The organism is Olsenella sp. Marseille-P4559 (assembly GCF_900605015.1).
Lineage (GTDB): Bacteria > Actinomycetota > Coriobacteriia > Coriobacteriales > Atopobiaceae > Tractidigestivibacter.
The window spans coordinates 185,826-211,858 of the sequence record NZ_LR027573.1 but is presented as its reverse complement, the minus strand read 5'-3'; the positions used below and the strand labels follow the sequence as shown (position 1 = coordinate 211,858).

General features: G+C 64.3%; 25 protein-coding genes. 13 read left to right on the top strand and 12 right to left on the bottom strand.

The window, feature by feature from the left end; all coding sequences use genetic code 11:
• Nucleotides 1–79: 79 nt before the first annotated feature.
• The 3 genes from E0E00_RS00955 to E0E00_RS00945 are packed head-to-tail and all read right to left on the bottom strand — an operon-like array spanning nt 80 to nt 4,222.
• Nucleotides 80–1,936, bottom strand: coding sequence for an ABC transporter ATP-binding protein (locus tag E0E00_RS00955; RefSeq protein ID WP_130810571.1), 1,857 nt, complete (start codon nt 1,934–1,936; stop codon nt 80–82).
• Nucleotides 1,926–3,740, bottom strand: a complete 1,815-nt coding sequence (locus E0E00_RS00950; RefSeq protein WP_130810569.1) for an ABC transporter ATP-binding protein — start codon at nt 3,738–3,740, stop codon at nt 1,926–1,928. The genes E0E00_RS00955 and E0E00_RS00950 overlap by 11 nt, the downstream gene beginning before the upstream one ends.
• Nucleotides 3,737–4,222 carry a MarR family winged helix-turn-helix transcriptional regulator gene (locus E0E00_RS00945; protein WP_207302596.1) on the bottom strand — a complete coding sequence of 162 codons (486 nt, stop codon included), beginning with the start codon at nt 4,220–4,222 and terminating at the stop codon, nt 3,737–3,739. The genes E0E00_RS00950 and E0E00_RS00945 overlap by 4 nt, the downstream gene beginning before the upstream one ends.
• A 696-nt stretch (nt 4,223–4,918) precedes the next feature.
• Between E0E00_RS00945 and E0E00_RS00940 the strand changes: the two genes are divergently transcribed.
• The 8 genes from E0E00_RS00940 (at nt 4,919) to E0E00_RS00905 (ending at nt 13,067) form a co-directional block, all read left to right on the top strand.
• Complete coding sequence (locus E0E00_RS00940) at nt 4,919–5,713, top strand: HAD family hydrolase (RefSeq protein WP_130810567.1); 795 nt, start codon at nt 4,919–4,921, stop codon at nt 5,711–5,713.
• 310 nt (nt 5,714–6,023) lie between these two features.
• Complete coding sequence (locus E0E00_RS00935; protein WP_130810565.1) at nt 6,024–7,070, top strand: inorganic phosphate transporter; 1,047 nt, start codon at nt 6,024–6,026, stop codon at nt 7,068–7,070.
• Nucleotides 7,071–7,079: 9 nt separating this feature from the next.
• Nucleotides 7,080–7,700 (top strand): DUF47 domain-containing protein, encoded by a 621-nt coding sequence (locus E0E00_RS00930; protein ID WP_130810563.1) that lies wholly within the window; start codon nt 7,080–7,082, stop codon nt 7,698–7,700.
• Between the two features lie 524 nt (nt 7,701–8,224).
• Nucleotides 8,225–9,172, top strand: coding sequence for a quinolinate synthase NadA (gene nadA, locus E0E00_RS00925; RefSeq protein ID WP_242622076.1), 948 nt, complete (start codon nt 8,225–8,227; stop codon nt 9,170–9,172).
• A 5-nt stretch (nt 9,173–9,177) separates the two neighbouring features.
• A complete protein-coding gene (locus tag E0E00_RS00920) occupies nt 9,178–10,416 on the top strand; it encodes an L-aspartate oxidase (RefSeq protein ID WP_242622075.1) in 1,239 nt (412 codons plus the stop codon).
• Nucleotides 10,413–11,276 (top strand): carboxylating nicotinate-nucleotide diphosphorylase, encoded by an 864-nt coding sequence (gene nadC, locus E0E00_RS00915; RefSeq protein ID WP_130810558.1) that lies wholly within the window; start codon nt 10,413–10,415, stop codon nt 11,274–11,276. The genes E0E00_RS00920 and nadC overlap by 4 nt, the downstream gene beginning before the upstream one ends.
• Before the next feature lie 10 nt (nt 11,277–11,286).
• Nucleotides 11,287–11,817 carry a transcription repressor NadR gene (locus E0E00_RS00910; RefSeq protein ID WP_130810556.1) on the top strand — a complete coding sequence of 177 codons (531 nt, stop codon included), beginning with the start codon at nt 11,287–11,289 and terminating at the stop codon, nt 11,815–11,817.
• 206 nt (nt 11,818–12,023) lie between these two features.
• A complete protein-coding gene (locus E0E00_RS00905) occupies nt 12,024–13,067 on the top strand; it encodes a branched-chain amino acid aminotransferase (protein WP_130810554.1) in 1,044 nt (347 codons plus the stop codon).
• Nucleotides 13,068–13,470: 403 nt separating this feature from the next.
• On the opposite strand, the gene E0E00_RS00900 is transcribed toward E0E00_RS00905, so the two are convergent.
• Nucleotides 13,471–14,409 (bottom strand): hypothetical protein, encoded by a 939-nt coding sequence (locus E0E00_RS00900; protein ID WP_130810552.1) that lies wholly within the window; start codon nt 14,407–14,409, stop codon nt 13,471–13,473.
• 120 nt (nt 14,410–14,529) lie between these two features.
• Here E0E00_RS00900 and E0E00_RS00895 point away from each other — a divergent pair, with 120 nt between their 5' ends.
• The 3 genes from E0E00_RS00895 to E0E00_RS00885 all read left to right on the top strand — a co-directional run bounded on the left by E0E00_RS00895 (nt 14,530) and on the right by E0E00_RS00885 (nt 18,400).
• A complete protein-coding gene (locus tag E0E00_RS00895; protein ID WP_130810550.1) occupies nt 14,530–14,763 on the top strand; it encodes a hypothetical protein in 234 nt (77 codons plus the stop codon).
• A 71-nt stretch (nt 14,764–14,834) separates the two neighbouring features.
• Complete coding sequence (locus tag E0E00_RS00890; RefSeq protein ID WP_130810548.1) at nt 14,835–16,634, top strand: ABC transporter ATP-binding protein; 1,800 nt, start codon at nt 14,835–14,837, stop codon at nt 16,632–16,634.
• A gap of 2 nt (nt 16,635–16,636) precedes the next feature.
• Nucleotides 16,637–18,400: an ABC transporter ATP-binding protein gene (locus E0E00_RS00885; protein ID WP_130810546.1), complete on the top strand. Its 1,764-nt coding sequence runs from the start codon at nt 16,637–16,639 to the stop codon at nt 18,398–18,400.
• Nucleotides 18,401–18,532: 132 nt separating this feature from the next.
• Here E0E00_RS00885 and E0E00_RS00880 read toward each other — a convergent pair whose 3' ends face one another.
• From E0E00_RS00880 to E0E00_RS00865, 5 genes are all read right to left on the bottom strand, one after another.
• Nucleotides 18,533–19,192: a response regulator transcription factor gene (locus E0E00_RS00880; RefSeq protein WP_130810544.1), complete on the bottom strand. Its 660-nt coding sequence runs from the start codon at nt 19,190–19,192 to the stop codon at nt 18,533–18,535.
• Nucleotides 19,189–20,130 (bottom strand): sensor histidine kinase, encoded by a 942-nt coding sequence (locus E0E00_RS00875; RefSeq protein WP_130810541.1) that lies wholly within the window; start codon nt 20,128–20,130, stop codon nt 19,189–19,191. Before E0E00_RS00875 ends, E0E00_RS00880 begins: the two co-directional genes overlap by 4 nt.
• Before the next feature lie 66 nt (nt 20,131–20,196).
• On the bottom strand, nt 20,197–20,361 hold the full coding sequence (locus E0E00_RS14215; protein ID WP_165443480.1) for a hypothetical protein: 165 nt from the start codon (nt 20,359–20,361) through the stop codon (nt 20,197–20,199).
• Between the two features lie 606 nt (nt 20,362–20,967).
• The gene (locus E0E00_RS00870; protein WP_130810539.1) at nt 20,968–21,699 is read right to left on the bottom strand and encodes an ABC transporter ATP-binding protein; all 732 of its coding nucleotides are present in this window, start codon (nt 21,697–21,699) and stop codon (nt 20,968–20,970) included.
• A gap of 80 nt (nt 21,700–21,779) precedes the next feature.
• Nucleotides 21,780–22,559 carry an ABC transporter permease gene (locus tag E0E00_RS00865; RefSeq protein ID WP_130810537.1) on the bottom strand — a complete coding sequence of 260 codons (780 nt, stop codon included), beginning with the start codon at nt 22,557–22,559 and terminating at the stop codon, nt 21,780–21,782.
• 383 nt (nt 22,560–22,942) lie between these two features.
• Between E0E00_RS00865 and E0E00_RS00860 the strand changes: the two genes are divergently transcribed.
• Complete coding sequence (locus E0E00_RS00860; protein WP_130810535.1) at nt 22,943–23,554, top strand: hypothetical protein; 612 nt, start codon at nt 22,943–22,945, stop codon at nt 23,552–23,554.
• Nucleotides 23,555–23,828: 274 nt separating this feature from the next.
• Here E0E00_RS00860 and E0E00_RS00855 read toward each other — a convergent pair whose 3' ends face one another.
• The 3 genes from E0E00_RS00855 to gpmA all read right to left on the bottom strand — a co-directional run bounded on the left by E0E00_RS00855 (nt 23,829) and on the right by gpmA (nt 25,655).
• A complete protein-coding gene (locus E0E00_RS00855; RefSeq protein WP_130810533.1) occupies nt 23,829–24,314 on the bottom strand; it encodes a hypothetical protein in 486 nt (161 codons plus the stop codon).
• A 213-nt stretch (nt 24,315–24,527) separates the two neighbouring features.
• The gene (locus E0E00_RS00850) at nt 24,528–24,749 is read right to left on the bottom strand and encodes a helix-turn-helix domain-containing protein (RefSeq protein ID WP_130810531.1); all 222 of its coding nucleotides are present in this window, start codon (nt 24,747–24,749) and stop codon (nt 24,528–24,530) included.
• Between the two features lie 141 nt (nt 24,750–24,890).
• Nucleotides 24,891–25,655 (bottom strand): 2,3-diphosphoglycerate-dependent phosphoglycerate mutase, encoded by a 765-nt coding sequence (gene gpmA, locus E0E00_RS00845; protein WP_130810529.1) that lies wholly within the window; start codon nt 25,653–25,655, stop codon nt 24,891–24,893.
• A 115-nt stretch (nt 25,656–25,770) separates the two neighbouring features.
• On the opposite strand from gpmA, the gene E0E00_RS00840 reads away from it, so the two are divergent.
• Nucleotides 25,771–25,986, top strand: coding sequence for a FeoB-associated Cys-rich membrane protein (locus tag E0E00_RS00840; RefSeq protein ID WP_130810526.1), 216 nt, complete (start codon nt 25,771–25,773; stop codon nt 25,984–25,986).
• Nucleotides 25,987–26,033: the final 47 nt, after the last annotated feature.

Here is a 26,033-nt window from a genome sequence, read left to right as displayed (position 1 = left end):
GTGCCCGTCATTGGCGTGCGCCGGCTGGGGCACCCAGTTCGCTGGGCGAGAGGATGGTCCGCCGCGCCAACCTGCGCCTCTACTCCAGCTCGCGCGCCCCCGTCCACAGCTGCCAGTACTCGCCATGCTGCGCCAGAAGCTCGTCATGGGTTCCGCGTTCCACAATGCGCCCGTGCTCAAGCACCATGATCGCATTTGCGTTGCGCACGGTAGAGAGCCGGTGCGCAATCACGAAGACTGTCCGGCCACGCATGAGCGCATCCATGCCACGTGCGATAAGCGCCTCGGTGCGCGTGTCCACGCTCGAGGTTGCCTCGTCCAGAATGAGGACGGGCGGGTTGCTCACGGCTGCGCGGGCAATGGCGATGAGCTGGCGCTGTCCCTGGCTGAGGTTTGCGCCATCGGCGGTGACCAGCGTGTCATAGCCCTGTGGCAGACGCGAGATAAACGAGTCTGCGTTGGCCACGCGCGCCGCATGGCGCACCTCCTCGTCGGTGGCGTTGAGTCTGCCAAAGCGGATGTTGTCGGCGATACTTCCGCGGAAGAGGTGGGTGTCTTGCAGCACGATGCCCAAAGACGAGCGAAGCGAGGATTTCTTGATGTCGCGCACATCGAGGCCATCGTAGGTTATCTCGCCGCCGCGCACGTCGTAAAAGCGGTTGATGAGATTCGTGATGGTGGTCTTGCCCGCGCCGGTGGAGCCGACAAAGGCGATCTTCTGCCCGGGCTTTGCAAAGAGCGTCAGGTTTGCCAGGACCGTCTGCCCCTCTTCGTAGCCAAAGGTGACGTTGCCAAAGCGCACGTCCCCGGCGAGAGGGACCGTGCTGCCGTCCTCGCGGCGCCACTGCCAGCCAGCGGCGCCGGCGGCCATGCGGTGCCTCTCGTCATCCTTCGCGTCACCGGCCGCGTCCACGCGCTCGAGCGTGATCGTGCCCTCGTCTACCTCTGCAGGCTCCTCCATAACGGAGAAGACCCGCTCCGCGCCGGCAAGGGCCGTGAGCATGAAGTTGCCGAGCTGCGTGAGCTGGTTGATGGGCATGGCTGCCTGGCGAACAAAGACCAGGTAGCTGGCAAGGCTTCCCACGCTCATGTGCCCAGCGATGGCAAGCGAGGCGCCCACGACGGCTACCACGGCATAGTTGGTGTACGAGATGGCCACCGTCACCGGCACCATCGTCGATGCGTAGGCCTGGGCCCCGGTACCGCTTGTGCGCAAGGCCTCGTTCAAGGCCTTGAAGCCCTTGAGGTTCTCGGCCTCGTGGCCGAAGACCTTTACGACCTTCTGCCCAGCGATCATCTCCTCCACGTAGCCGTCAAGCGCGCCAAGGGTGCGCTGCTGCTGCGAGAAGAGCCGCTTGGAGCGCCTGCCGGAGAAACGCGCGTAGAGCACAATGATTGCGTCGCAGGCCAGCGTGATGAGCGTGAGCCTCCAATCCAGGGCAACGAGAAGCACAATGGTTCCCACGGTCTGGACGGCTGCCTGCACCATGTTGGCAAAGCCGTTGTTGAGCGCCTCCGAGATGGTGTCCACATCGTTTGTGAAGTAGCTCATCACATCGCCGTTGCGCGTTCGGTCGAACCACGAGAGCGGCAGCGTCTCAATGTGCCCAAGTAGGTCGCGGCGAATGTCAGAGACCACCCGCTGCGCCGCGCGCACCATGGTCTGGGTGTAGCCCACACTCGCGACAACGCCGGTGGCATAGATGGCCGCGGTGAGGGCAACGAGATGGGCAAAGCGCGTCCAGTCTCCCGCGCCCACGGCGTCGACGACGGGTTTGATCATGTACGTTCCGGCAAGGTTTGCGCCACCCGCCGCGCATACCAGCACCGCCACGGCCAGAAGCTGCCAGCGGGCGTGGCCGAGGTATGCGATGAACCTCCTCAGCGTGTGGCGCAGGTCCTTGGGGCCTGCCGGTGCCCCGCCCCTATTGCTCATCGCGGGCCCCCTTTCCGGCTCTGGGGGCGGCGGTCGCGGTATTCTCGCCTGCGGCGGCTGTCCCGCTTGTGGTGTCCGTCTCGGCCGTGCCTCCCACCTGCGACTCGTAGAGTTCGCGGTAGATGTTGTCGGTCTGCATGAGCTCTGCGTGCGTGCCCGTGGCGTGAACGTGGCCGTCCTCGAGGACCACGATCTGGTCGGCATCCATGACCGACGCCACGCGCTGGGCAATCACGACCTTCGTGACATCCGTGAGTGCGGAGAGGTTCTCGCGGATGCGGGCGTCTGTGGCCATGTCGCACGCGGAGGTCGAGTCGTCAAAGACCAGCACGCGCGGGTGCTTGAGCAGCGTGCGAGCAATGCAGAGTCGCTGCTTCTGGCCACCAGAGACGTTGCCGCCACCATGTCCAAGGTCTGCGTCGAGGCCGCCGATGCGGTCGAGAAACTCGTCGGCGCAGGCGAGCTGGCAGGCGCGTAGCAGCTCGTCGTCTGTGGCCGTGGCGTCACCCCAGTGAAGGTTCTCTCGAACGGTGCCCGTGAACAGCACGTTTTTCTGGAGCACGATGCCCACGCCGTCGCGCAGCGCGGCGAGGTCGTACGCGCGCACGTCATGGCCACCCACCTCGACGCCTCCAGAGCTGGCGTCGTAGAGACGCGCCATGAGCTGCACGAGCGAGGTCTTGCCCGAGCCCGTGGCGCCGAGCACGCCTATGGTGGAGCCTGCGGGGAAGTGCAGGCTAATGTGCGAGAGGACGTCCTTCTCAGCCGTAGGAGAGTACCTGAAGCTCACGTCGCGAAACGTGACCTCGCCTGTGTCCACGTGGTCGATGCCCTCTGCGGGGCTCTTGATGGAGGGCGTCTCGCACAGCACTTCGCTCACGCGATGGACGCTTGTGATGGCACGTGCCAGCAGCAGAAACACGTTCGAGATCATCATCAAGGAGTTCATGATGAGAAGGACGTAGCTCATGAAGCCGGTAAGCGTGCCCACGCCCATCTCGCCCGCCATGATCATCTGGCCGCCAAACCAGAGGAGCGCCACACTGGCCACGTTCATCGAGAGCGTGAAGACGGGCGTGTTGATCACTGCGGTCCTAAAGGTGCGCGTGGCTGCGTTGGCAAGGCGCGCGTTGACCCCTTCGAAGCGCTCGGCCACATAGTCTTCTCGTACGTAAGCCTTGATGGCGCGGATGGCAACGAGATTCTCCTGCAACGTGTCGTTGAGCTGGTCCATTGCGTGCTGCATGGCCCCAAAGAGCGGTGCCACGTGGTGCACGATAAGCGCGAGGGCGCAGGCCAGCGCAGGCAGTATCACAAAGAAGACCACAGCGAGCCTGGCGCTCATGGTGCAGGCAATGATGAGTCCGCACACGAGCATGACTGGCCCTCTCAGCATGGGCCTGAATCCCATCACGAGGGCGTTTTGAATCACGGTGACATCGGTGGTCATGCGCGTGACCAGGGAAGACGTGTCAAAGTCATCGAGGTTCGAAAAGGCAAGTTCCTGCACGTGAGCGTACTCGGCCTCGCGCAGGCCCGCACCAAAGCCCATCGCAGCCTCGGCCGAGAAGTGCGCGTAGCCAAGCCCCAAGGCGCCCGCGCACACGGAGAGCGCCACCATGCGGGCGCCCAGCGAGAGGACAAGCCCCATGTCGCCGGCGGTCACGCCCACGTCGACGATGCTTGCCATCACAAAGGGAATGCAGAGCTCAAGCGTTGCCTCGGCAAAGGCACAGAGTGCCGCAAGCGCAAACTGCCTGCGGTAGGGCTTGAGGCAGCGAGAGACAAGGTGGAGGTCACTCATCGCAGGCCTCCTTTTTGGGGTGGCCGCAGTTGCGCCTGGGCATTGGCGGCGGCGAGGTTCGCGTGGGCGCGCCCAAGGAGTGCCGCGAGGGTCTCGCGCTCCTCGCCGCTCAGGCCGGCGAGCATAGCTTCTTGTTCGTTGTCACAGACGTTGTCCCAGGCAGCAAGGGCACCGTGGCCCGTTACGGTGAGCTCTGCGGCCTTGGCCTTGGTGCGCCGGTCTTGCCCGCATGTGGTGCGCACAAAGCCCGCCTGGCGGAGCAGGTCGAGCATGCGCGAGACTGCGGCGTCATCCACCTCGATGTAGCGTGCCATCTCGTGCTGGTTGCTTGTGCCGTGTATGGTCAGGTAGGCGAGGAGCTTTGGCTGGCCGGGGCAAAGGCCCAGGCGCGCCATGCGCGGGCGCAGGTAGTTCGTCTGCGCGTGACAGGCGCGGGAGAGTGCCATGTGCATATCGTTGAGGGAGCGCCCCTCTTGTTCCACAGCGGCCACCTTCGGTCATTGGTTGATGCATCAAGTAAATAGTTCCAACCTAGCGCGGAGCATGAGCGCGTTGGCCAGCATTGGCAGCCATCACAAAGTTGATGCATCAAGGATTTTGGGGTGCGGAGGCGGTTCTCGGCGGGGCTCTTGGGGCGGTCCAACAGACGCGATGGTGTGCGTACGCACGAGGGCAGTTTCCTGCCGGCATGGGGCTCTTGGAGGCCGTGATTGTCAGCAAGTCTCAGTTGTGCGTACGCACGGGTGGGATTCTCTGCCACTGTGGACCATCAAGGCCTCTGGGTGGCGAGAAGTTCCACTCATGCGTACGCTCAGCCCGACTTTTCTGACAAGGCCTGTGCGTTTCCCCAGTTGGGCGAGATGGTCGTGGCAAATCTTAGGGGTCGCGCGTACGCACGACCCCCTTCCGTTGCCATGCTTTCCGCTCCAAGCTGGGCAAACGTAGGAGTCCTGGCAGAACTTGGGCATGGTGCGTACGCACGACTTCGAGTTGCTGACAGGGCCACCCGTGTCGCCGGCCCCCTCTCGTGACTTCTCGCCGTTTATGGGTTTTCCGAACGGTTAAAGCTGCCCAACCGTCGGTTTTCCACGAGTCGGCAGCGGCCCTAGACGGTAGCCCCTCATCGGAGATAGGGTAAAAGCAACCCTCGGCCTGGCCCCACGCCACAAGGAGATCCCATGCACACGCCCAAGCTCATTGCCAGTGACATCGACGGCACCATGCTCATCAACTGGGCACCGCGCTTCTCGCCGCAGATGCTGGGGCTTGTCGAGCGCATCGTGGATGCGGGCATCGCCTTTGTCCCTGCGTCCGGCCGGCAGTACACCAACCTGCAGCGGCTTTTTTCGCCCGTTGCCGATCGCATCTCGTATGTGTGCGAGAACGGCGCGCTTGCCATCATGGGCGGCGAGCTGGTCTATAGGGCCACGATGGACGATGGCCTTGCGCACGAGATCATCGAGGACATGTTGTCCGACCCCGGTTGCGAGCCCGTAGTCTCGGGGATGAGGACGGTCTACGTGCGAAGTGGCGCGCCCGAGCTGGTGGACCATCTCACCAATGTGACCGGCTACAACGTGACCGAACTCGGTGACGTCACGCAGGTTCCCGAGCCGTTTATGAAGGTCTCGGCGTATTGCACCGATGGGGTCCCGCGCGAGAAGCACTGGCATGAGCGCTTTGGCGGGCGTTGCTCGGTCAAGGTCTCGGGGTTGCAGTGGCTTGACCTGGTACCCAACGGGGTCGACAAAGGGATGGCCTTGTCGGCGCTGGCCGATCGCCTGGGCATTGACGCCGCTGACTGCATGGTCTTTGGCGATGCCGAGAACGACATGGAGATGCTCAGGTGGGCGGGCTGCCCCATTGTGGTGGAGTCCTCGCAGCCGTCGGTGCTGCCTCTGGGGCGCTATCGCACCGATACCGTTGAGCACGCGTTCGAGCGCATCCTCAGTGGGCGGGGTTTCGTCTGGTAGGTGAGGCAGATGCGGGTACGGGCTGGGTGCCGCGTCGCTGCCCCGCGCGGAAGGCAGGCCCCCTGCTCCTCCTTCGCGTCGTCACACATTCGTGTACGAATGTGTGACGCGTGCTGGTCGCAACACAAACGTCGACGAACGTGTAGCGGAATGCGGCCCTCGTCGGATGAGACAAGGGGACGGTCCCCCTGTCTCTCACGTTAAGAGACTGCAAACTGAGTGTCGGTAACGTGTAACCTTGCAGTGGGAATGCCGTGTTTGGTTGCATCAGGTATGATGCTTTGGCCAACAATCGAAAGGTGACGCCCACATGGTCAGCTTCTCCCAGTTCGTCGCGGCCGTCCAGACCAGTCCGTTCCTCGCCTTGGTCATGGTCCTCGTTATCGGGACCATCCTCGTGAATGGTGCGACGGATGCTGCGAATGCCATCGCCGAGCCCGTGGGCACGCGCGCCATTGGCGTCAACCAGGCCATCGCGATGAGCGTGGTGTGCAACTTCGTGGGTCTTATCGGCATGACGCTCATCTCCACGGCCGTCGCCAACACCATGAGCGGCATGGTCGACTTTGGCGGAGACACCCATGCTGCCCTCATTGCCCTTGCGGCGGCAACCGTAGGCATTGTGACTTGGGCATCCATCGCTTGGGTCTTTGGCATTCCCACATCCGAGAGCCACGCGCTCATCGCGGGACTCACCGGTGCCGCGCTCGCTGTGCACGGCGGGCTCGATGGCGTGAACATGAACGAGTGGATCAAGGTCGTCTACGGTCTCATCCTCTCGTCGGTTTTGGGCTATGGCGCTGGTTGGGCAATCGCCAGGGTAATCCCTGTGATCTTTCGCCAGTCGGACCGACGCCGCATGAATAACATCTTCAAGAAGTGGCAGGTCGTTGGTGCTGCCGGCATGGCAACCATGCATGGCGCCCAGGACGGCCAGAAGTTCATGTCCACCGCCATGATGGCCGTGCTCCTCTCGCAAGGCATGTCGGTCGACGGCGCGCAGTTCCCCCTGTGGATTGAGGTTCTCTGTGCTGCTGCCATGGCCATCGGCACCGCTATCGGCGGCAAGCGCATCATCAAGAGGGTCGGCATGGAGATGGTCTCGCTCGAGCAGTACCAAGGCTTTGCCGCCTCGGTGAGCGCGACGGCGTCGCTGCTTCTTGCGACCCTCACGGGCCTTCCGGTCTCGACCACCCACACTTCCACGGCTGCCATGATGGGCGCCGGTGCCGCCAAGAACGTCCGCTCCGTCAACTGGGGCGTTGCCAAGGAGATGGTCCTTGCCTGGGTATTCACGTTCCCTGGCTGTGGTCTCATTGGATTTCTGCTCACCAAGCTCTTTCTCGTCGTGTTCTAAGGAGAACCCATGTCCCGTGCCAAAAAAGAGGACGTCTTCTACACCCTGCTCAAGGACTTTGCCGCACGCATTGAGGACGCGGCCGTGGAGTATGCGATGATCATCACCGGCTTCCCCGAGACCATCTCGGAGATTCCGCAGATGAAGGTCTTCGAGAACAAGTGCGACGAGAAGGTCAAGCACATCATGGAGGAGCTCTACTCGTCCTTCGTGACGCCCATTGAGCGCTCGGACATCGATGACCTTGCGCTTGCCATGGATGACATCGTGGACTACATGAACAGCATCTCCTCGGGGTTGGACCTCTTCAACGTGAACGAGATGCGCAAGGAGGGCCCACAGATGGCCAACCTCACGCTCACGGCCGTCAAGGACATCCGCATCATGATTGACCACCTGCCCGACTACAAGAAGGACCCGCTGGTCATGGAGAAGGCCATTGCCGTGGGCCACATCGAGGACGAAGGTGACCTGGTCTACCAAAATGCCCTGCGTCGTCTGTTCCTGGAGGAGCCCAGCGGCCGCTATACCGTTACCTGGACGCGCCTCTTCGACCAGATGGAGAACCTGCTCGATGCGTGTGACAACACGGCTGGCGTCGTGCGCTCCGTGGTGCTCAAGGGCGCGTAGCGCGAGAGGGACGCGGGGTGCGGAAGCCTCACGCCGCCAAGCGAGCGTTTTTCGAAAGCCGCCTGTTTGGCGCAGGCGGCTCTCTTCTTGTGGCAGTGGTGGGATTGTACGTACGCACGACTGGGCCGCTCTGCCGCGGGAGACCATCCGGGGAGCCTGGTTGGCGAGAAGTTCCACTTGTGCGTACGCTCAACCCGACCTCTCTGACAGGGTCTGTGCGTCTCCCCAGTTGGCTGGGAGGGACCTGGCGGCAAATGGGGTTGGTGCGTACGCACGACCGGACTTTTCTGCCAGACGGACCCCGTTATGGGTCCGAAATGTCAAAAATCCAGGGTTCTGCATACGCAGATCAGGTGGTTCTTGCCATCCGTCGCCACCGGCGCCGTCGTAGCTGCCGCCACCGGTCCTGTCATAGCTGCGGCGGCAGGTGCCGCCCCATCTGCCTTTCTCAAGAACTGTCTTGTCAGATGGCAAGACAGAGTTCATACTGTCGCACCAGCGACCATGGCTACCAAGGGGGCATCGTGGGGGAAGACCAATCCGTGCGGCGTGACGAGAAGGGTGCGCTTGCCGAGCGCGTGACGCAACTCAAGCGCGAGAGGGGGGCTGTGGTCCTCGCGCACTACTACGTTCCGGCCGAGACGCAGCGCATGGCCGACTACGTTGGCGACTCGTTCTACCTGGCATGTCTCGCCAAGACCCTCGATGCGCCCACCGTCGTGCTGTGCGGGGTATCGTTCATGGCCGAGAGCGTGAAGCTGCTTAGCCCGGCGCGCCACGTTCTCATGCCGGAGCCGGCGGCAGACTGTCCCATGGCCCATATGGTGCGCCGCGAGGACGTTGACCGCGTGCGCGCAGAGGTGCCAGACCTTGCCGTCGTGGCCTACGTCAACACCACAGCCGAGGTCAAGCGCTGGGCCGACGTCTGCGTGACCTCCTCCAACGCAATCAAGGTGGTGCGTAAGCTGCCCCAGGAGAACGTCCTTTTCATTCCCGACATGAACCTTGGCCGCTATGTGGCCGAGCAGGTGCCCGAGAAGCACGTGATCCTGAACCGTGGCTACTGCCCCACGCACAACAGGATCGGCCTCGGCGAGGTCGAGGCGCTGGAGGTGGCGCACCCCGACGCCTTGGTCCTGGCGCACCCAGAATGCACCCGCGAGGTACTCGACGAGGCGGACTTCATCGGCTCCACCAAGCAGATCATCGAGCGCATAGCCGCAGGTGAGGAGCGAGAGTTCATCGTGCTCACAGTGGTGGGCGTCGCCGCAGAGATCACGCGGCGCACCGAGGGCCAGGACAAGCGCATCTTCTTCCCCGAACCAGCACCCATATGTCCCAACATGGACATGGTCACTCCCGAGAAGCTCGTGGCCTGCCTGGAGAACATGTCAGGGGAGGTGGCGCTGCCAGAAGACCCTCGGCGTGCCGTTGGGCCGCTCGAGCGCATGCTCGAGCTGGCGGGGAGGTGACCTGCATGGCAGGTGCTGCCATGGCAGAGATGTCGGCGCGGGCGATGAGAGAGACCGCGGCCACAGAGCCGCCGCTCGCGAGTGACGTGGTCATTGCGGGTTGTGGCGTGGCCGGGCTCTACGCAGCGATCAACCTGCCGCGTGCGCTGCGCGTGACCATGATCTGCAAGGAGGACCTCGAGAGCTGCGACTCGATGCTTGCGCAGGGCGGCATCTGCGTTATGCGCGACTACGACGACTACGACTCGTGGTTCGACGACACCATGCGCGCCGGTCATGGCGAGTGCCGAGCCGAGAGCGTGGACACCATGATCTGGTCGAGCCGCGACGTGATTGCGGACCTCGTGCGCCTGGGTGTGGAGTTTGATCGCACGTCCGATGGCGGCTACGACTACACCCGCGAGGGAGCGCACTCGCGTCCGCGCATCCTCCACCACGCCGACGTCACTGGCAAAGAGATCACGACCAAGCTGCTGGCGCAGGTGCGCAAGCTCTCCAACGTCGGGGTCCACGAGTACGTGTGCATGGACGACCTCCTGGTCGAGAACGGCGCCTGCGTGGGCATCGTGGCGCATGGCGAGCACGGCAAGCGCTCGGAGCTTCGCACACGCGACGTCATTCTCGCCACGGGCGGCGTTGGCGGCCTCTACGAGCGCTCGACCAACTTCCCCTGTCTCACGGGTGACGGCTGCCGGGTGGCCGCGGCCCATGGCGTGACGCTTGACCACATGGACTACGTGCAGATTCATCCAACCTCGCTCTACACCGACAAGCCCGGGCGCGCCTTCCTCATCTCCGAGAGCTGCCGTGGCGAGGGCGCCGTCCTTCTCAACGCTGCGGGCGAGCGCTTCTGCGACGAGCTTCAGTCCCGCGACGTTGTCTCAAAGGCCATCTATGCCCAGATGGAGAGCGAGGGCTCGCGCTATGTACGCCTCTCGTTCGAGCGCGTGAGCGAAGACGTGATCTGCGGGCACTTTGCCAACATCTGGCAGCACTGCCTTGAGGAGGGCTACGACATTCGCCGCGAACCCATTCCGGTGGTGCCCGCGCAGCACTATCTCATGGGTGGCATTCACGTGGGCGCACACTCAGAGACCACGCTGCCGCACCTCTATGCGGCGGGCGAGACAAGCTGCAACGGCGTGCATGGCGCAAACCGGCTGGCGAGCAACTCGCTCCTCGAGAGCCTCGTCTTCTCCCGGCTTGCAGCACGCGACATCGTACGAGAAAGGCATGCCGCATGAACTCGGTAACGCTTAAGCTCCAGGCCGAACCTTTGATTCTCTCGGCCCTTCGCGAGGACATCACCAGCGAGGACGTCACCACAGCGTCTGTGATAGGGGAGAAGGCCATAGGGGAGGTCCGCCTCATTGCCAAGGAGGACGGCGTCATCTGCGGGCTGGATGTGTTCGCCTGCACGTTTGAGCTGCTTGATCCTACAGCTACCTGCGAGTTTTCGGTTACGGAAGGGGAGGGCGTCTCCGAGGGGCAGGACCTGGGCTTCGTGCGTGCCCACGTGCGTGCGCTTCTCTCTGGCGAGCGTGTGGCGCTTAACTTCCTGCAGCGCATGAGCGGCATAGCGACGGCGGCGCGGAGGATGTCGGCCCTCTTTGCGGGCACCAAGACGCGTTTGGTGGACACGCGCAAGACCTGCCCCAACATGCGCGTCTTCGAAAAGGAGGCCGTGCGCGTGGGGGGTGCCGGCAACCACCGCTACAACCTTTCCGATGGCGTGCTGCTCAAGGACAACCACATCGATGCCGCCGGTGGGGTGGCCCAGGCCGTTGCCGCCGCGCGGGCCTATGCGCCCTTCGTACGCAAGATCGAGGTAGAGGTCGAGACAATCGAGCAGGTTCGTGAGGCGGTGGCAGCCGGAGCGGACATCATCATGCTTGACAACATGAACCTGGATGCCATGCGCGAGGCCATCCGCGTGATTGACGGGGCTGCCGAGGTGGAAGTCTCGGGCAACGTCACGATGGAGCGCGCCGCCCACCTTGCAGACCTGGGCGTGGATTACGTCTCGTCCGGCGCGCTGACCCACTCCGCGCCCATTCTCGACCTCTCGCTTAAGCACCTCACGGTGACCTCGAATCCATGCTAGGCTAAGGTGCATGGGCGGAGAAGATCGTAGAGCAAAGATCGTCGCGCTCCTCGACAGCGCCGGGGAGCCAATTTCTGGTGGCCAGCTGGCGGGCGAACTTGGCGTAAGCCGGCAGGTCATCGTGCAGGATATCGCGCTCCTCAGGCGTAGTGGCATTGAGGTTGAGTCCACACATCGCGGCTACGTGGTGCGCAGGAGCGACGTGCCGCGGCGCATCTTCAAGGTGCGCCATTCGGAGGAGCAGATAGAAGACGAACTCAACCTTATTGTCGACTTGGGAGGCACCGTTGAGGACGTGGTGGTGAACCACCGCACTTACGGGGTGATCTCTGTGTCGCTCAACGTCTCGAGCCGTCGAGACGTGGCCCGCTACCTGGCAGAGATTGCATCAAGCAGGTCGACACCCCTCTCGCGCGTGACGTCCGGGTATCACTTCCACCACGTGAGCGCCCCAACCGAGGAGGCGCTGGACGAGATTGGCGCGGCGCTTGCGGAGCGTGGGTTCCTGGTGGACCGCCTACCGTACGAGACCGTGAAGTGAGGGCGCAACGCGTGCCGACCGCAGTGGATGCCGATAAGCTACGGCCTGCGTTGCGAATCATGGCGTACGAGGCGACCCCTCGCTCCACCGTGTAGGTGCCAGCCTCCTTTGTTACAAGCTACGCAACGATTGCGGCCGGCTGGTTCTACCGTCCTACTCTGGTTAAACACGCACTCGTGCCTGAGTGCGAGCTGGATGAGAGGGGAATGCCAATGGAGAAGAAGGACATCGACTGGGGTAGCCTCGGGTTTACGTACACACACACCGACTATAGCTACATCTCGAACTACAAGGACGGTGTCTGGGACGAGGGCACGCTTACGCCCGACCACACCGTCACGCTCTCCGAGTGCGCCGGGCTCCTTCACTACTGCCAGGAGGTCTTCGAGGGACTCAAGGCATATACCACGAGGGATGGCGACATCGTCTGCTTCCGCCCGGACCAGAATGCCGAGCGCATGTACAACTCCGCCAAGCGCATCTGCATGCCGCCGTTCCCCAAGGACCGCTTCGTGAAGGCCGTCGAGGAGGTCATCAAGGCGAATGCCGCCTACGTTCCGCCCTTTGGCTCCGGTGCCACCCTCTACATCCGTCCGTTCATGTTTGCGACCGGCGACGTCATTGGCGTGAGACCTGCCGACGAGTACCAGTTCCGCATCCTCGTGACGCCCGTTGGTCCGTACTACAAGGGCGGCGTCAAGCCCGTCAAGCTGCAGGTCTCCAAGTTTGACCGCGCGGCACCTCACGGCACCGGCAACATCAAGGCCGGCCTCAACTACGCCATGAGCCTCTATCCCAGCGTCGAGGCCCACAGCAAGGGCTATGCCGACAACATGTTCCTCGACCCCAAGACCCGCACCTACGTCGAGGAGTCCGGCGGGGCAAACATCCTCTTCGTCAAGGAGGACGGCACCCTCGTCGTGCCGCAGTCCTTCACCGACTCGATCCTGCCCTCCGTCACGCGCCGCTCTCTGGTCGACGTTGCCGAGAAGATGCTTGGCATGAAGGTCGAGCAACGCCCGGTCAAGTTCCGGGAGATCCTAGACAACGAATTTGTCGAGGCTGGCATGTGCGGTACCGCTGCTGTCATCTCGCCCGTGGGTGAGGTCGACAACGATGACGTCCACTACGTCTTCAAGAGCGGCATGGAGAACGTCGGCCCCGTCATGAAGAAACTCCGCGAGACGCTCACCGGCATCCAGTCCGGCGAGGTCGAGGATCAGTTTGGGTGGGTCCACAAGATCTGCTAGTCACCCGCTACGCTAGCCGAGGCCCCTGTTCCCTACGAGAAGTGCGCTGCGCGAAACTTCTCTTCGGGAACAGGGGCCTCGGCGTATCGGGCGAGCTGGCAGGGACAACGGGGCAACGACACGACAGCTGACAAAAGCGGCTCTGGCCGCTGTTATGTGTCTGAAGACGTCTCAACAGGCCGGGGCGCGGGACCAAGGGTCATCGAACATCGAGCCGTTGATGGCCTGGGTAGTCGATAAAACCGTCTCTGGTCAGCTCACTATTCTCTATGGGAGGATTCTGGCCCCGCTCAAGCCGAAGAGCCGTGAACTTGAAGCCTCGATACCCAAGCCATCCGGGAGAGGGTAGAAAGGCTGCCCTTGGACGTGTTCCGGGAGACGCTTGCCAACGTAATGGCGTTTCCTACTGCTGGCCGCAGATCAGTAATCTAGCCCATTCGAGAAGGCCGTCGGACTCGTAGCAGACGAGCTCTTGCCACTGTCCGCCGTATACAAGCGCATCCCCTGCGCCCTGCCCTGCCTTGGGGCGGGAGCCGTTCTTCCGATTTCCGCCCACATGCTCTGGCATGAGGAAGGGATGGGGGATCCATCTGCTTCTCGTCATGCCCTTCTTTGTCAGTACGCGATCCTTGGAAAAGTCAAGGATTCCGTAGCCAGGGAGTTCGGGGGCAAAGCTCAGCCGTTGGGTGGGGATGTATAGAGTGTTGTTGCTGTTGTCGAGTTTGCCAGGCTGTGCGTGCGGATGCCAGTAGTACTGGCGTATCTCCCTGGGATCGGTGAGGATGCTGCCGATTTCCATGTAACCCCATACGACCTGGAGGTCAGAGTGGCGATACCAGTCGTCGAGGTTGCTGCTGCGAAAGTCGCGACCCTTGCTCATGTATCGCAGGGTTCCGTCCCTGGTTCGTGCAGCGCCCCTGAACCACCCAAAGAACAGGAAGAGGTCTCCCTTCGTGACGCCAGCGTTATAAAGCTGTTTTTGCGCCTTTCCCGTCTGCCCAAACGCGGGTTTCCATCCTTGAGTCCGCTCCCGGCGTTCTCCCTCGCGAATATCGGGGTCGACGTGGCACTTGGGCGTCTTGCCCTTGGCTTTGAGAGACGAGAGAATCTGGTCATACCCCATTCCGTCGTATTCGAGCTCGGCGTACGAGTCTCGGGCATCGCTGTCTGGAATGGGGCGCGAGAGAAGCGTGCCCGAGAGGTCGCTTGTGTCCTCAAAGAATATCGGGCTGGCTACGCCTCCTGCGTTGCTGTCAAACCCCTTGCGCGAGAGGATGACCTTCCTGCCGGAGGTGGGGACGACTTCTTCGTACGCGTCTTTCGTAGATTTGCACTTGCTCATCAGCGTCCATCCTTCTGGTTGAGCACTCAGATCGAACCATCCATACAAGGAGCTTCGGCGGACGTCTCCGGTGGGGCTGTCGTGAGTCCGCTCTCCGTAAGGGAGAAAGTCCGAGCCCGTGTGCGGCAGCTTGCAGAAACGTATGGCAGGGATGCGCCATCCGACCTTCTTTTGGGCGAGCGTGTACTCGACCCCATCGAGCGGCTCCTTAACGACCCCACTTCCCAATCGGGGGACATCGACCATCCGTTTGAGAGCCCCTACATCGACAAGGATGGAGTCTGCCATGCAAACCCCAAGCACCATCTCAAGACGCTGTATAAAGTGAGGCCTCGGGTGATGCTGGCGCCGTGACCATTTTTGCGCCTGTTTCCAAGATGTTCTATCATATAAGTTAGATAGAACTAACTTATGAAGGGACTCCTATGGCAAAGAAGAGACAAGGGGACCTGTCCGCCCTCCTCGGCTATGCCGGCGAGCGACGAGGCCTAACCTTTTTGGGACTCACGCTTTCCGCCATCGCCATGGCCGCAGGGATGGTTCCCTACATCTGCATTTGGCTGGTGGTACGCGATCTGGTGGCCGTTGCGCCCGACTGGGGCTCGGCAGGTGCCATCGCCGGGTACGGCTGGGTGGCGTTCGCCTTCGCGGTTGCGGGCATCGTCGTATACTTCGGTGCGCTCATGTGCACGCACCTGGCGGCGTTCCGCACGGCCTCCAACATCCGCAAGCAGGGCATGGCACATCTGATGGAGGCGCCGCTCGGCTACTTCGACAGCAATGCGAGCGGGCTGATACGCAACCGTCTGGACGGCGCTTCCGCCGAGACCGAGACGCTGCTCGCGCACAACCTGGCCGACATCGTGGGTACCGTGACGATGTTCGTTGCCATGCTCGTGCTCATGTTCGTGTTCGACTGGCGTATGGGCGTCGCATGCCTCCTCGCCGCCGTCATCTCCGTTGCCGCGATGTTCTCCATGATGGGCGGCAAGAACGCCGAGCTCATAGCGGAATACCAGGCATCGCAGGACCGCATGAGCAAGGCGGGCACGGAATACGTGCGTGGCATCCCCGTGGTGAAGGTGTTCCAGCAGACGGTGAACTCCTTCAGGGCTTTCAAGGAGGCCATCGACGACTACAGCGCGAAGGCGGGGTACTATCAGGGCTCCATCTGTCGGATTCCCCAATCGGTCAACCTCACCTTCACCGAGGGGGCGTTCGCCTTCCTGGTGCCCGTTGCCCTACTCCTGGCGCCGAAGGCACTCGCCTCGGGCGACCTTGCGGGCTTTGTGACGAACTTCGCCTTCTACGCGGTGTTCTCCGCCATAATCTCGACGGCACTGGCAAAGATCATGTTCGCAGCGGGTGGCATGATGCTCGCCAGCACGGCGCTCGATCGCATCCGGCCCGTGATGGACGCGCCGGTTCTCGACGTTGCGCAAAGCCCCGACATGCCGCAGGGGAACGGTATCGCATTCAAGGATGTGAGCTTCACCTACGAAGGTGCGTCAGAGCCAGCCCTCGACCACGTCTCGTTTACGGTTGAGCCGGGACAGACCGTGGCCCTCGTCGGACCCAGCGGCGGCGGCAAGACCACTGCCGCGAGCCTGATTCCACGCTTCTGGGACGTGACCAGTGGCACCGTGGAGGTGGGCGGCGTCGACGTGCGCAAGGTCGACCCACACGTGCTCATGGATCAGGTGGCCTTCGTGTTCCAAGATAACCGGCTGTTCAAGACGTCGATCTTGGAGAACGTCCGTGCGGCGCGCCCCGAGGCCACGCGCGAAGAGGTCGAGGCGGCTCTCGCTGCAGCGCAATGCGAGGGCATCATCGCGAAGCTGCCACAGGGCATCGACGCGAAGATTGGAACGGGAGGTACCTACCTTTCCGGCGGCGAGCAGCAGCGCGTCGCCCTGGCCCGCACCATATTGAAGGACGCGCCCATCGTGGTACTCGACGAGGCGACCGCCTTTGCCGACCCCGAGAGCGAGGTGCTCATACAGAAGGCCTTCGCCGCGCTGATGCGAGGCCGCACCGTCGTCATGATTGCGCATCGGCTGCCCACGGTGGTGGGCGCCGACAAGATCGTCGTGCTCGACGACGGCTCCGTAGCCGAAGAGGGCACGCACGATGAGCTGGTTGCTGCGGGCGGTCTGTACGCTCGCATGTGGGCCGACTACAACAAGGCCGTCCAATGGCAGGTCTCGACCGATGGAGAGGTTTAAACATGCTGTTCGACAAGAGGTTCCAGCGCAAGTTCGCGCTATCGGACGAGGGCGTGACCACCGTGAAGAAGGGGACGCTGTGGACCGTGATTGTGAACTTGGTGGTCGTGGGCGGCATGGGAATCCTCTACCTGCTCATGATGCGGTTCATGGACACGCTCATAGACGGGAGTCCCCTACCAGGCATCCCCCTGTTCCTCCTCGGTACCCTCGCGTTCCTCGTTCTTAGCTTCATCACGCACTACCAGCAGTACCGGGCGACGTACGGTCTGGTCTACGAGGAGGTGAAGGCCATGCGCGTCGGGTTGGCCGAACGGCTGCGCAGGCTGCCCTTGAGTTTCTTCGGCAGGCGTGACCTGGCCGACCTCACCGAGACGGTCATGGGCGACGTGAACCGCATGGAGCACGTGTGGTCCCATGTGCTGGGCTACCTCTACGGCAGCTACGTCTCCACCGCCATCATCGCCGTCGTGCTACTCGCGATGGACTGGCGGCTGGCCATCGCGTGCCTGTGGGGAGTGCCCGTGGCCTTCGCGCTACTGTTCGGCAGCCGGAAGATGGCCGAGCGCAATGCCGAACGCACCAAGGCGGCGGCCCTGGAGGTCTCCGATGGAATCCAGGAGGCGCTCGAGAACATCCGCGAGATTCGCGCCACAAACCAGGAGCAGCGCTTCCTTGATGCGCTGAACGCCAGGATCGACGCGCACGAGCGCACGATGATCAGGGGCGAGCTGGCGACAGGCCTGTTCGTGAACGGTGCGAGCGTGATCATGAGGCTGGGCGTTGCCACGACCATCCTGGTGGGGGCGAACCTGATCGTGTCCGGCCAGGTCGACTTCATGACGCTGTTCCTGTTCCTGCTGGTCATCACACGCGTCTACGCACCCTTCGACCAGAGCCTGGCCCTGATTGCGGAGGTGTTCCTCTCACAGGTTTCTGCCGATAGGCTCATGCAAATCTATGACACGCCAACGGCCGAGGGCGTGATGACGTTTGAGCCCGCAGGCCACGACATCGTGTTCAAGAACGTGGGTTTCGCCTACGACAACGAGCAGGTGCTCAAGGCCGTGAGCTTTACCGCGAAGGAAGGCCAGGTGACCGCACTCGTGGGCCCCAGCGGCTCGGGCAAGAGCACATGCGCGCGCCTGGCGGCGCGCCTGTGGGATGCCACAGAAGGTGCCATCGAGGTGGGCGGCGTGAACATCGCGACAGTCGACCCCGAGGTGCTGCTGGGTGACTACTCGATGGTGTTCCAGGACGTCACGCTGTTCGACGACACGGTTATGGAGAACATCCGTCTCGGCAAGCACGGTGCCACCGACGCGGAAGTGCTTGCGGCGGCTGCGGCGGCCAACTGCGACGAGTTCGTGGACAAGCTGCCTGCCGGCTACGGCACACCCATCGGCGAGAACGGCGCGAAGCTCTCGGGCGGCGAGCGCCAGCGCATCTCGATTGCGCGTGCGCTGCTGAAGGACGCGCCCATCGTGTTGCTCGACGAGGCGACGGCCAGCCTAGACGTTGAGAACGAGACAAAGGTGCAGGGTGCCCTCTCGCGCTTGCTGACAGGCAAGACCGTGCTTGTGGTCGCCCATCGCATGCGCACCGTAGAGGACGCCGACAAAATCGTCGTGCTCTCGGACGGCTCGGTCATCGAGGAAGGCGCGCCCGGCGAGCTGCTCGCGCGCGAGGGCGGCGTGTTCGCCCGCATGCATGCGCTGCAGTCCGCAAGCGCTCAGTGGAGCTTGCAATCCCAAAAGGACGCGTGAGGTTTTCGAACAGCCTAGGAAAGCCCATGTTGAGAGAAGGAGTATTCTGACGCGAAATTGGCAGGCCAGTCCTGTCCCATGTTCCGCCTTTCCGCGCAGCGGCCAGCACTGAAGTGAGCACGCCCCGCGGAATCACCGCCGCCCGGAGCGCCACCACGCGACCGCGACTTGGACGCGGCTGCCGAGGCCGAGCTTGGAGATGATGCGGGAGACGGAGCGCTTGACCGACGTCGGCTCTATGGACATGCGTGCGGCGATTTCCGCGTTGGAGAGGCCCTCGGCGACGAGCGAGGCAACCTCCAGCTCGCGCGGCGGCAGCCGCGAGAACATGTCGGCGCCGCGAGAGCCCGCGGCCTCCGGGATGGCACGGGTGATCACCTCCTTGGTCACGCGCGGCGTGAGTACCGCGTCTCCCGCGCACACGGCATGGACCGCATCGACGATCGCACGTGCGGGCGCGTCCTTGAGCAGGAATCCCGAGGCTCCGACCGCGAGGGCGCCGAGCGCGTAATCGTCCTGATCGTACGTCGTGAGAATGAGCACCCCGACATTCGGCCAGACGCGGTGGATGCGGCGCGTGGCGTCGATGCCGTCCATGATGGGCATGCGCACGTCCATGAGCGCCACGTTGGGAAGCGCGCCAGCGGCGGCGTCGAGCGCTCGCAGCGCTTCGAGCGCCTCCGCGCCGTTCGCGCAGCACGCGACGACCCTGACCGAGGGATCGTGTGACAGCATGAGGGAAAGCCCGTCACGCACGTCCTTCTGGTCGTCCACGAGCATCACGCGGATCATCGCGCGACCCCTTGGCCTGACGGCGGGAGGGCCGCCTCGAGGGACCATCCTCCCTCGTCGGCCCCCCAGCCGATGGTCCCGCCAGCGCTCTCGACTTGATCCGCCAGGCGGCGCAGCCCCGTGCCGCCGCCCGTATCGGCGGAGGCGCCCTCGCCGTCGTCGCGCACCGCGACACGGCACGAGCCGTCCGGGGCGTGCTCGAGAGAGACGGCGATGCAGCCGGCATGTTCGGCATGGCACAGGGCGTTGGTGACGCCCTCCCGCACCACGCGGTACGCAAGCTCGGCCTGACGCGGGTCGTCGGGACGCGCCCCCAGCTCCGAGCAGGGAGCCGCCCTGCCGGCCATGCGCGCCTCGCCGAGCAGCGATGAGATCTGGCCCCACGAGCGCTCGTCCGACGGGGAGAGCCCCGGGGCCTCGCGACCCATCTCGGCCGCCTCGAGGCTGGCGACCGCGCGCCTTGTGTCCTCGAGCCCGGCGCGTGCGAGCTCGTTCACGCGCCGGAGCACCCGGACGACATCGGCGTCGGCCTGCCGCGCCTGGCCGACGCCTTCGGTGAGCGCGATGATGGCCGTGAGGTCGTGACCCACGCTGTCGTGGAGCTCTCCCGCGATCTGCGCACGCGTCTCCGCCCCGCGCTGGCGTCTGCCCGCCTCCTCGGAACGCTCCTCCGCCGACAAGGCAGCCCGCCGCGATCGGGCCGCATCGTGGGCGAGCCACAAGGCAAGTCCCACGAGGGCGGCGAACGAAACCACACCCAAGAAGGCAAAGGGAGTGTTGGCGGAAGCAGGCCCCTGCTGGTCGGGGGCGCTCACAACGAGCAGGGAGAACCCCTCGACGAGGGCAAGCGCCGCGATGAGGGCGGAGGCGCGTGCGGAGCCTCGCGATGGTGCGGAATGCCGCTCTCCCGCAGACGACGGACTTCTCTCTTCGCTCATCTCCGGCCTCCTTCCCAGACGTGAGGCTGTCCCATGCCCGCATGATACCGCATGCCCTCTCCACCCTCACCTGCTCGGACGCCGCGCGAACAGCACGGCGGCAAGGCAGCCCACGACGAGGGCCCACACCGCTACCACCAAGGCCGCCTGCGGCCTCGACATGGCCGCATCGGGATAGGAGACGGTTATCGAGAGGGGATCGAAGAGGAGCACGCCAGCCGTGGTGGGCAAAAAACCGCGCAAGCGCGGTGAGCGACAGGGCCGCGTAGGTCGAGAGCGACAAGCACACCATCGCGAACAGGGGAACCACGACGCTGCGGAAGACGTGCGTGAGGGAGAACGAGATCAGCGCACTTGCCACCCAGAAGAGAACCGCGCCCGCCCAGTCGCGCGCCAGATCGGACGAGAGCCCGGAGCCGAGCACCGAATAGCCCCCGAGCCGCAGCTGCGCCGTCAACGAGATGGCCACCACCGAGACCGTGGCCGCCACGAGGCAGAAGAGCGCCAGCGCGGCAGCCTGCGCCGCGAAAAGCACCGTCCTGCTCGGCATGGCGAGGAGGCTCGCCCTCAGACTGCTTCCCTCGTACTCGCCCGACGCCGCCATCGCCCCCACGACGACCATGCCCAGCTGGCAGGCGGACACCATGTCGAAGCCCATGTTCTCGAAATCCACTCCCGGTGCGAGACCCGGGTCACCCGACAGCATCACCTGCAGGACCGCCGGAGTCTCGAGCCAAGCGAGGGCTATGCCGGCGGCGAGCACACCCGCTACGGTGAGGGGGAGTGACGGACGCGTGAGGAGTTTCAGGCACTCCGCGCGAAAGCACCTCGCGAGCCTCATCGCTCCACCTCCCCGTGTGCGGCATACTGCTCGCGCCCGTGCGTCCAGGAGAAGTACGCCTCCTCGAGGTCCGATGCGTCCTCGACCAGGTCGTCCAGCGCTCCCTGCCGGACGACCCGTCCGGCAGCCATGACGACGAGGTCGTCGGCCGTCTCCTGGACCTCGTGCAGGAGGTGGCTCGTCACGAGCACGGTGCGCCCCTCTTCCGCGAGGCCCCGCACCATGCAGCGCATCCAGACGATGCCCTCGGCGTCGAGGCCGTTCGTCGGCTCGTCGAGTATCACCGTCGCCGGGTCCCCGAGCAGGGCCGCTGCCATGCCGAGGCGCTGCCTCATGCCCAGCGAGAACCCCGAGATGCGCCTGTTGGCAGCCGGGGCGAGTCCGACCGTGCCGATGACCTCGTCGATGCGCGAGCGCGTGATCCCGTTGCTCGCGGCCATCCAAGAAAGGTGCGTACGTGGCGTGCGGAAGCCCGCTGCCCCCGAGCCGTCGAGGAGCGCCCCGACCACCCGCAGCGGCTCTGGGAAGTCGCGGTAGCGCGTGCCGTCGACAAGCGCGGTGCCGGCATCGGCCCCGTCGAGTCCGAGGAGTATGCGCAGGGCCGTGGTCTTGCCCGCGCCGTTCGGGCCGAGCAACGCCGTGACGCGGCCCGGGCCGGCGGAGAACGTGAGGCCGTCCAAGGCTCTGCACGTCCCGTAGGTCTTTTCAAGAGAATCTATCTCAATCATGCGCTCCTCCATGCAATCTTGCCTCATTCCGGGAGGCTTCCACCCATCTCGAACGCCGTACAGGCACCCTCTCCGGCTGCTCACACGCCCCACCTTGCGAGCGATGCCCACGCACCTGCGTAGGCGGTGGCGAGCCAGCAGGCCAGCCCGGCGAGCGCCGAGGGCATGCCGATGCCGCCTGAAGGCGGCGGGACCTGGTAGAGGCAGAGCGCGAGCTGGTCGGGAAGCCACGTCGCAGCAGGCGTGATGCCCCGGAGCACGGACGAGAGCGCGAGCATCATCGCCAGCGCGAGCACCAAGACCGGCATGGACCTGCGCGTGAGCAGGGAAAGGGAGGTCACGAGCACCGAGAGGGCCGTCCACCAGGCGACGAGCACGCCCACACGCACGATTTCGCCGGCACCCGCGTCCGCCCCATCTCCGACCAGGGCGAGGACCATGGCGTGCGTTCCGTACGCTGCGGCGGCGGTGAGCGAGGCCACGGCGGCAGACAGACCAGCCGAGGTCGCGACCTTGGCGGCGAGCAGCCTGCCCCGATCCGGGACGGCGAGGAGCGCCGGGGCCATGCCCTGCGCCTCGTCCATGTAGAGCACGAGCGCGCCCATGAGGGCGAAGCCCACCTGCTGCACGGGGAGCGCGAGCTGGTAGGCCGCAGACGGCACGAGGCCCGCCGCCTCGTCAGGCTTCGACCAGGCCATGTAGGTGAGGTACGCGCTCGAGATGACCGAGAACGCCACGATGGCGAGGGCGGCCACCGTCATCGGGGGATAGGACCTCGCCTTGAGGATCTCCGATCTAATGGGCCCGAAGCAGATGCGTGCCCTTCTCGTTCCCCCGGTCTCGATACCAGCAGCCCGCATGATGCCTCCCGCTGTCTACCTGCCGTATGACACTTTCTTGACATCTCAAGGAAACCACCGATTCCTCTCGCAAGGCGAGGTTCTGGCCGTTTGCCACCCTCGGGTGGCAAACGGGGCAAACTGGTGGAACCATTGGGATATTACCGCCTCGGCTCAGCCCGTCCCGCCCCGAGCAGCATGTCCTCGGTATGCCCCTGCGCATGCCCCACAACGCCCCGGGGCGCTCGCAAGGCGCTTGGAGGAAGGTGATATGATGGGCCTCGTTGGGCGCGGTGACAAACGGTGCCCGTATGCTTCGCCAGCACGGGCAGGCGGACGGTCAAAGACGCCTGCGACGCCCGCAGCCCAGGTTTCACCCATCGCCCCGAAAGGAGAACAGTGCCATGCCGACATGCCCCGGCCCCGAAGCCCCTCGTGTCAAATCTCCCTATGCAGACGCGAGCGCGCAGGAAGCCGTGCGGGGGCTCCTCGACAGGCACTGCTGCATCGTGCTCGGCGTCGTCGTCGCGCTGGCCGTCTGTGCGGCCCTCATTACCGTCCAAGGACCAAGCATCGAGGGCCTCGTCGTGTACGCGGCGGTGTGCCTGTGCGTTTCGTTCGCCGCAGTTGCCCTCAACAGGCGCAACTTCAACAGGTTCTTGTGCATCCTGTCCGCCGACTGCAACGTACGAAAGATGCTCGAGGCGACGTCCCTTCTGATGGAGAAGCGCAAAAGGCGTCGCGAGGAGCCGACCTACGGGGTGCTCTACGCCATGTGCTCGGTGCAGCTCGGCTATGACGACATCGCCCCCCAATGGGTAGACAAGGTGGAGTCCTATCCCAAGCTGAGCATGTCCAACGGGCTTTCAGCATGCAATGTGCGCACGGTCGTGGCCAGGCATCGCAGTGACGGGGACGCTCTGGCGAACGCCCGCGGACGCCTGACCGCTCTCTGCTCGGGTGGGCGCATCTGGGGACGATGGACGCCCTCAGCGTCACGCGTCAACAGAAGGTGAGCATGGAGCGCTGCCGCGGCATGCTCGCGGAGGCGCGCGGTGACATCGTGACCGCGCGCAATCGTTACGGGTTCGTCGCCGAGAACGGCGGGGACTGCTACATGGCCCAGTAGTCCTCCGAGTGGCTAGCCGCGCACGGCGAGTAGCCCGGGCGGGGGTACGTCTACAGACGGCTCTCTGGCTGGGCTTTCGCAAGCTCGTCGAAAACTATGGCGACAAGGGCCGCAGAAACTCTTCGAGTCAGCTTCCATCAGTTGCTCGAAAGCTTGGCCCTTTAAAGGTGGCGGATTGGCATTCTGAGTGCAACAGCATAGCGCCAGGCGACGAGCGTGGCGCACCTCCGGGGGCTACGATGCCGGTCGTCTGGGTCAACGTCGGAAGCCGAGGGGAAATGCGCCACTACAAGCACCTTAGCGCCGAGGAGCCTGACGAGATCGCCAAGCTGCACGCCGAGCCTCTGCCACGGGCCGTCCGCGGAGAGGTCCCTGCCCGACACGCCCCCGAGCGAGCTGTGCCTGTGGCAGTCGGTCCCGCGCCGGATCACGCAGCCGCTTGCGGCCCTCGAGAACATCTCGACCAACTCGTCCCACGGTCCGGGCCTGGCGGGGGGCTTCGGATGCGACAGTGCGCAGCAGTAGCTCGACCTTGCGAGCCTGGCGCACTCGGGCAGGCCGGGGAGGCGGTGCCGCCCCGAAGGCCCGCGCACGATGACCGCCCTCTCGCGGTCCGGGGACGCTCCCCCCCCGTCTTTCAGGGCCATCGATCTTTTTAGGTAGAAGACCTCTGCCTCGGGTCCCTGGACCTGACGCCCGGGCCCTCACGTCGCCCTGGGCCGTGGTCGCGCCGACCCGGGCGGCCCCCTCCCTGCGCTTCGGCCGGAGCGCCTCCCCGCCGCCCTCCCGGTGGGCCCTTGTCCAGTTCTTGGGAGGCGCCAGCGAGGCGACCCCGAACCTCGCCGTTGCCCCCACCCCTGTCATGCCCTCGCCACTCTGGCCTCGAACGGATGGCTCGCGTGCGCCGATCCCATGGCCACCAACCCATCGACCCCGAAGGGCCGGTAAGCGCCGAGCCATTCCCTCACGGCCTTCCGGGGGACACCCAACACGTTGGCTGCCGCCTTGTAGCCCGCACCACCATCGAAGGGGACCGAGGCTCGCAGCCTGGTCTCCGCATCGCAAGGTGTCCTGTCAGCCATGCAGAGGCCTCCCATTTTTTATGTCCGAGAAACGGGAGGCAGCTCAGGGTTGCGGAGCGCGTCATGCCTGCTCGCACAAAAAAGTCCCCCGGCGGTGCGAGCCGCCGGAGGACAACTGCACTGCTGTAGCGACAGCGAAGCCTACTTCTTGGCCTTGCCCTGGTTGGCGACGGCGTTGATCTTGGCCTCGATGGTGGCGGGGTCGCCGATGTAGTGCTTGTCGAGGATGTTCCAGCCCCTGTCGAAGGTATAGGAGCAGGGGACACCGGTGGGGATGTTGACCTTGAGGATCTCCTCGGGGGTGAGGTGCTCGAGCTGCATCACAAGGGCGCGCAGGGAGTTGCCATGCGCGGCAATGAGGGCACGCTTGCCGCCCTCGAGCTGCGGCTTGATCTCCTGCTCGAAGTACGGCCATGCGCGGGCGATGGTGTCCTTCAGGCACTCGGTGTAGGGGAGGTCCTCCTGCGGCACGTCGCGGAACATGGCCTGGACGTGGGGGTCGCGCTCGTCGCCGGGCGTGAGCGCGGGCGGCTGGACATCAAAGGAACGACGCCAGACGAGAACCTGCTCCTCGCCGTGCTCGGCAGCGGCGTCGGCCTTGTTGAGGCCCTGGAGGGCACCATAGTGACGCTCGTTGAGGCGCCAGGTCTTGTGGACGGGCAGCCATGCGCGGTCCATCTCGTCGAGGACGATATTCAGCGTGTGGATGGCACGCTTGAGGAGGGACGTGTAGCAAACGTCGAAGTCGAAGCCCTGCTCCTTCAACGCCTTGCCACCGGCAGCAGCCTCGGTGCGACCGGTGTCGGTAAGGTCGACGTCGGTCCAACCGGTGAAGAGGTTGAGTTTGTTCCACTCGGACTCGCCGTGACGAATAATGACAAGGTGCATGTTCTGATCGTCGGCCATGGGGGTTTCCCTTCTCCTGGGCTTTGCGTGCGCTTTCGCACATCCATACATAGTATGACGCAAATGGGTATAGTTGACATATGTTAACTTAAAACTGCTGTGGTGGGAGGTCGCCATGAGCCCCATCGATGTCATCATCGTTCTTGCCGTCGTAGCCGTGACGGTTCTGTGTGTGCGCGCCGTTGTAAGCGGGAAGGCGGATGGCTGCTCTACCTGTGGAGAGACGGGTTGCTCTGCTCGCAATGGGGGAGGCCGCTGCAAGGCCGCCGACGACATGCTTCGTCGTGCGAACGAGGCCTTCGGTAGCGGGCAGTCGTCCGCCAAGCCCTAGACGCACTCCCTTAAGGGTCGACGGTTGTCCCAACGTGCCCCCCACGT

Bases quoted from the DNA above. Each gene is read 5' to 3' on its own strand.
- E0E00_RS00875 (WP_130810541.1), bottom strand. From the start codon at position 20,130: ATGAGCGAAGAGAGAAGTCCGTCGTCTGCGGGAGAGCGGCATTCCGCA.
- E0E00_RS00860 (WP_130810535.1), top strand. From the start codon at position 22,943: ATGCCGACATGCCCCGGCCCCGAAGCCCCTCGTGTCAAATCTCCCTAT.
- E0E00_RS00930 (WP_130810563.1), top strand. From the start codon at position 7,080: ATGTCCCGTGCCAAAAAAGAGGACGTCTTCTACACCCTGCTCAAGGAC.
- E0E00_RS00870 (WP_130810539.1), bottom strand. From the start codon at position 21,699: ATGATTGAGATAGATTCTCTTGAAAAGACCTACGGGACGTGCAGAGCC.
- E0E00_RS00905 (WP_130810554.1), top strand. From the start codon at position 12,024: ATGCCAATGGAGAAGAAGGACATCGACTGGGGTAGCCTCGGGTTTACG.
- E0E00_RS00920 (WP_242622075.1), top strand. From the start codon at position 9,178: ATGGCAGGTGCTGCCATGGCAGAGATGTCGGCGCGGGCGATGAGAGAG.
- E0E00_RS00900 (WP_130810552.1), bottom strand. From the start codon at position 14,409: ATGAGCAAGTGCAAATCTACGAAAGACGCGTACGAAGAAGTCGTCCCC.
- E0E00_RS00890 (WP_130810548.1), top strand. From the start codon at position 14,835: ATGGCAAAGAAGAGACAAGGGGACCTGTCCGCCCTCCTCGGCTATGCC.
- E0E00_RS00955 (WP_130810571.1), bottom strand. From the start codon at position 1,936: ATGAGCAATAGGGGCGGGGCACCGGCAGGCCCCAAGGACCTGCGCCAC.
- gpmA (WP_130810529.1), bottom strand. From the start codon at position 25,655: ATGGCCGACGATCAGAACATGCACCTTGTCATTATTCGTCACGGCGAG.
- E0E00_RS00910 (WP_130810556.1), top strand. From the start codon at position 11,287: ATGGGCGGAGAAGATCGTAGAGCAAAGATCGTCGCGCTCCTCGACAGC.
- E0E00_RS00880 (WP_130810544.1), bottom strand. From the start codon at position 19,192: ATGATCCGCGTGATGCTCGTGGACGACCAGAAGGACGTGCGTGACGGG.
- E0E00_RS00940 (WP_130810567.1), top strand. From the start codon at position 4,919: ATGCACACGCCCAAGCTCATTGCCAGTGACATCGACGGCACCATGCTC.
- E0E00_RS00935 (WP_130810565.1), top strand. From the start codon at position 6,024: ATGGTCAGCTTCTCCCAGTTCGTCGCGGCCGTCCAGACCAGTCCGTTC.
- E0E00_RS00855 (WP_130810533.1), bottom strand. From the start codon at position 24,314: ATGGCCCTGAAAGACGGGGGGGGAGCGTCCCCGGACCGCGAGAGGGCG.
- E0E00_RS00950 (WP_130810569.1), bottom strand. From the start codon at position 3,740: ATGAGTGACCTCCACCTTGTCTCTCGCTGCCTCAAGCCCTACCGCAGG.
- E0E00_RS00865 (WP_130810537.1), bottom strand. From the start codon at position 22,559: ATGCGGGCTGCTGGTATCGAGACCGGGGGAACGAGAAGGGCACGCATC.
- E0E00_RS00885 (WP_130810546.1), top strand. From the start codon at position 16,637: ATGCTGTTCGACAAGAGGTTCCAGCGCAAGTTCGCGCTATCGGACGAG.
- E0E00_RS00850 (WP_130810531.1), bottom strand. From the start codon at position 24,749: ATGGCTGACAGGACACCTTGCGATGCGGAGACCAGGCTGCGAGCCTCG.
- nadC (WP_130810558.1), top strand. From the start codon at position 10,413: ATGAACTCGGTAACGCTTAAGCTCCAGGCCGAACCTTTGATTCTCTCG.
- E0E00_RS00840 (WP_130810526.1), top strand. From the start codon at position 25,771: ATGAGCCCCATCGATGTCATCATCGTTCTTGCCGTCGTAGCCGTGACG.